The sequence below is a fragment of the Gemmatimonadota bacterium genome (assembly GCA_026706345.1).
Taxonomy (GTDB): domain Bacteria; phylum JAAXHH01; class JAAXHH01; order JAAXHH01; family JAAXHH01; genus JAAXHH01.
This window is the reverse complement of the sequence record JAPOYX010000222.1, coordinates 1-4,330: the sequence shown is the minus strand read 5'-3', so window position 1 is coordinate 4,330 and position 4,330 is coordinate 1. Positions and strand designations below refer to the sequence as shown.

The window sequence follows — 4,330 nt, the reverse complement described above, 5'->3', positions numbered from 1 at the left end:
TGACCTCACGCTCCAGATCGGCGACACGCTTGTCCATGCCGGCCTTGGCCATCGAAGCGGCCTGCGCAGCCGAGATCGAAAGCGCCAGGGCAGTGCCGGCACAGAGGGCGTATTTGCCTGCGGATTTGACGACTTGCGTTATCCGGCCGGCCGGAACATTCGGGGGCCGCAACAACGCTGGGGTTCAACACCAACCTCCATCATCTCCCAGGAGGTCTGATGCCAGCCGCAGGTATTGCGACCGGCGGGGTCTACATACCTGCGCCCGGGCGGACTACGGAAGCCTCCGCACCTCACCCGCGGGAACAAATATCGTTCGCGTTGCATAAATGCAACAGCAAGATTAGGGTCGGTTTGAAAGGCGGTGGCCGGAAAGCCGGCAACAGAGGGCCAACGATGACAGCGCAAGCCGAGACCAGGAGTTTTGCCGAGGAACAGTACGCCGCGTTTTGCGGACGTCTCCATTTCCTGAGAATACAGGCAGGGCTTAGCCAAGAGGCATTGGCCCGACGGATCGGCGTGAACGCATCGACCTATTCCGGTTGGGAGAAAGGCTCACGGCGAATCAACCTGGAAGCGGTCTACCACCTCGCTGCGGAACTCGGATGCGGCGTTACCTTTCTGGTCGTCGGCGATGGTGTCGCGGCTTCGCCCCCAGGCGTCGGGGAAGGCAGAAACTCCAGACGGCCGCCCGTGTCCTATGACAGCCTTGTCGGAAGGGTCAGTTCGCTCGAATCGGCGGTGTTCGGGTCAGTCCGTTCGTTTGTCGACGCGGGCATGGTGAAAGCAGCGATCGAGGCAAATGCGGCCGAAAATGGCGCCGAAGCGGTCTCCGCCCCGCCCCCGTGAACCCGCTCGAACGCGAAACCGGTCCTTACAACCTTCACCCGTCCCGGAGACGAAAGCCATGGCCTACCCGCAGCCGCAGCCTTGCCTCATCGCCAAAACAACTGCCGGCGGCTCTATATCGGGATATCGGGCCGCCTGCGCGAAACGCGTCATTTCTTGGCCGGCCGGCCATTGCCTTCCGGAAGCGGACTGGATACCCCGTTTTCTCTGAAGCGTTTGCTCAAGCCCAGGAACGATCCGTAGAATTCGCCCTCGGTGCCGTCGCTCTGCTCAAAGTCGACGTAGCTGAAGCCCGCCGCCAGCCGGGGGTTCCCGTCCGTGTCCTGGCGGCTGGAAAAGGCTCCGGCCCAATACCCGTCGGATTTGGTTATGGTCCGCTCCGGGTGTCTCAAATTCACCTTGTAGCGCACGAAATGCCCGTCTTCCCGGATGATCGCACTGGTCAGGTGGAGTTCGAAGTCCTTGGCTGTGCCTTCCGGGGCATCCACTTCCTCGCCGAGAATAACGCCGAAATGCGCGCGTCGCGTAACGATGTCGCCGGTGCAGCCGATACATCCTTTCACGGTGCCGTCGAAAAAATCCGCGGTCAGGGTGATCGTCCCCTGGTATTCTTCGAGCACAACGTTTTCGAAATCCTCTCCCGGTTCGCCCCCCGGCACAAATCTGTAGAGCCCCCCGGCCTGACCGAGATAGGTGGCCGTCCCCTCGACCGGCACCTCCGGCACGATTCCATGGTCGAGTTCCGGGCCATCGACAAGCGCCCAGCGCTCTGCATCCGCTAACGACAGACCCGGCGGATGCTGGCCGACGAACTCCGCCCACCAGCCGAACACGAGGTAATCCGCCGGGTTGTCCGGATCCCAGCTCAACAGGGCGTGAGACAGCGACGTGCCTTCCTTCTTGACCTTGAGAAACGTATAGGCCTGCGCCCGGTGGCCGGGCATGGGCGTGGCCCCGGGCAGAATCTCGATGACATCGTCGTTTGTATTGACGGTGGCTACGGCTCCGCTGTCCAGTCTCACGAAAAACCGCAGCGTCTCGCCGTCGAACTTGGTGTTCTGTTCGAGCTTGAACGCTTCCTGTCTCGGCGGGTTGTTTGCACAGGCGGTCAGCGCCAGCGCAAGAACGAGCAAAATAGGAAGGGGTTTCATGTCAGCTCCCCGCGGCCGGGCAGCCGCTTTCTGATTTAGGGAATGGGACCTATAGACCAGAGTAACAATTGGCGGTTTTCCGCCGTGTCAGGCTTCCTTGTCGACTTCGATCTCAACACCGCGCGCGACGGCCGCCAGAAGCGCCTCGGGCGTGGCCTCTACCCGCACATCCTCTTCCAGCTCCGCCTTGCTCGGCCGGTAGGGCGACGGCTTGAGCCGTACACGGGGCTTTTGCGCCTTCGCATTGGGCTTCTGCTTCATGGGACTGTCGTGTCCATCGAGCGCCCGCCCTACCGCGCCCGACGCCCCGCGGCAACCCGCGCCTCCATATGAACGATCGACGCCAGTCCAGCAACCATTGACGGGCCTCAAGGTCATGGTTTTTTCCGCTTGCCCCCATAGGCGCCAATGAGCCCCTGCCGGTGTTCGAAAGTGCCGGCGACTTCCTCCTGGTTCGGACCGTAGAAGGCGCCCCGCAGGTAATCGTTCTCTCCAGATACGCGCTCGAATCTTCCGTTGCGAAGCTCCATCCGGCCATAATTGATGTCCAGATATTCGGTGCCGGTGGACACGTTCCTCAGGTTGCTCAGAAGCACATCCGCAAGCGGGGCCTCGCCGTCCAGCGCCACGCTGATCCTGGCGTCTCCGGTGACATAGTTTTCGATGCTCGCCGTGACGGAGGAATCCCGGGCCGAAACGAACCCCTGCCATGTGGCAGTGCCCTCGACCACGCTCGGATTCTCGCCGGTGGAAAACCCGTTGGCGTACGCAGCGACCCGGATAGAGCCGATGTCCGGGTCTTCTTCGTTGGTGAATAACCTAGCCGACGAGTGGAAGAAGCTGTGTTCCATCCATCCGCCAAAGTCGTAAAAGTCCGAATAGGTGCCGCTGCCGCTTTCCACCACCGCACGCACGCCGTTCAATTCCTGTGGGACCTCAACATGCTCGATATTGGCGCCGAAGCTTTCATTCGCGTCGACAAAAACCAGGAAACCGAAAGAACATTTATCCGTCTGGTTGCAATTCACGGGAACGCGCTTGGGGGTCGTCTCTCCCGGGGGATAGCCCAGATGGTCGGTTGCGTAGAGGAGGTTGGCGTTCTGGACAATCCGTGTGTAGTCCTTAACCGCGTCCAGCGTCGCCTGCCGTTCCGGGGTCAGCTGCGCGGACGAGCACGCTCCCATCGCGACGGACAGCAACCCCAGGACAATCATTTGCGCAAGTTGTTTCACGCGACGTCTCCGTTGCCGGTCGCGGTCATCGTGTTGATGGCCATGACGGCCTGTCAATGAATTTTCATGGGAAGTCATCGGAGAATCGGGGCATTCCATAGGGTCTGTACGGCGATTGCACGGCCCGGCACTCCTGCCCTTCGCGGCGGTCCCGGCGCGGTGACGGGAGGAGCGCGGGCAGCGCGTAGATGCCGCCTAGAGCGTCGCGCGCGACGGCTACAGCGGCTTTCCGACGGATTGCAAACCTCACCGATCGGAGAGCAAGTTGCGCAGCGCCTCTAGTACGGCCTGGAGTGCTTCTTCGGCCGAGGGCGCCTTCGGTGCTTTGACTCCGGCTTTCCCCGGCTTGGCGAGCCCGGCCTTCCGCTCCCTGATCGCCGGCCGCCACGTCTGTTGCGGACCGCGTATTATCGGAAAGCGCGCCGGCTTCGTTGTTCGAGTGGCGGTTCGGGGGAGTCGCCGCGGTAGCACATAGTCGACCGGCCATCCGGTGCTCCGTAAGCCTCCGTCGTAGACCGCCTGTCGGCTTTGTCCTGGATCGGGGAGATTGCGCGCTCGGAGGTGGGCGCGCGGTAAGTGTCCACTAAGGATAAGTGGACACATATGCGGATGTCGGACGCAGGGGAGCAGTCGAGTAGCGAGGGTCGCGTTCGTCGTCGTCGCCGTCGCTGGAGCGAGGCGCGCAAGCGCCGGATCGTTGCGGAGAGCTACCAGCCCGGGGTCTCGGTGTCGGTCGTGGCACGCCGGCATGACGTGAACGCGAACCTGGTCTTCACCTGGCGCCGCCAGTATCGGGATCTGGCGCGCATGGCGGGCGGCTTCGTCCCGGTGGTCGTCTCGTCGACGGAGGGGGCGGAGCCGGCGACGCTGTCGCCGGCGCCGGGGGATATCGAGCCGTCTTCCTCCGGGCGGATCGAGATTGCGCTGGCGGACGGCTCGCGCGTGACGGTCGACCGGGAAGTTGATGCGGCGGCGCTGTCACGGGTTCTCAAGGTTCTGGAGCGGCGATGATCCCGGTTCCGAGCGGCGCGCGGGTGTGGCTTGCGACCGGCGTGACGGACATGCGGCGCGGGATGAACACGCTGGCGCTGCAGGTCC

The 4,330-nt window shown here is 63.0% G+C and carries 7 protein-coding genes; 4 read left to right on the top strand and 3 right to left on the bottom strand.

All coding sequences use genetic code 11. The annotated features are described in order from the left end of the window. Positions 1-220 (top strand): hypothetical protein (locus OXG98_15770; GenBank protein MCY3773464.1); only part of this gene is annotated, 220 nt, incomplete at its 5' end. Between the two features lie 176 nt (positions 221-396). After that, complete coding sequence (locus OXG98_15765) at positions 397-849, top strand: helix-turn-helix transcriptional regulator (GenBank protein ID MCY3773463.1); 453 nt, start codon at positions 397-399, stop codon at positions 847-849. A gap of 149 nt (positions 850-998) precedes the next feature. Here the strand turns inward: OXG98_15765 and OXG98_15760 are convergent, their stop codons facing one another. The 3 genes from OXG98_15760 to OXG98_15750 form a co-directional block, all read right to left on the bottom strand. After that, a complete protein-coding gene (locus tag OXG98_15760) occupies positions 999-2,000 on the bottom strand; it encodes a hypothetical protein (GenBank protein MCY3773462.1) in 1,002 nt (333 codons plus the stop codon). Between the two features lie 87 nt (positions 2,001-2,087). Beyond that, on the bottom strand, positions 2,088-2,378 hold the full coding sequence (locus OXG98_15755; protein ID MCY3773461.1) for a hypothetical protein: 291 nt from the start codon (positions 2,376-2,378) through the stop codon (positions 2,088-2,090). Beyond that, positions 2,375-3,232, bottom strand: a complete 858-nt coding sequence (locus tag OXG98_15750; protein ID MCY3773460.1) for a hypothetical protein — start codon at positions 3,230-3,232, stop codon at positions 2,375-2,377. The genes OXG98_15755 and OXG98_15750 overlap by 4 nt, the downstream gene beginning before the upstream one ends. Before the next feature lie 603 nt (positions 3,233-3,835). On the opposite strand from OXG98_15750, the gene OXG98_15745 reads away from it, so the two are divergent. Together OXG98_15745 and OXG98_15740 are read left to right on the top strand one after the other, a co-directional pair. Then, on the top strand, positions 3,836-4,243 hold the full coding sequence (locus tag OXG98_15745; GenBank protein MCY3773459.1) for a transposase: 408 nt from the start codon (positions 3,836-3,838) through the stop codon (positions 4,241-4,243). Further along, on the top strand, positions 4,240-4,330 hold a 91-nt coding region (locus tag OXG98_15740; GenBank protein MCY3773458.1), incomplete at its 3' end, for an IS66 family insertion sequence element accessory protein TnpB. The genes OXG98_15745 and OXG98_15740, both read left to right, overlap by 4 nt.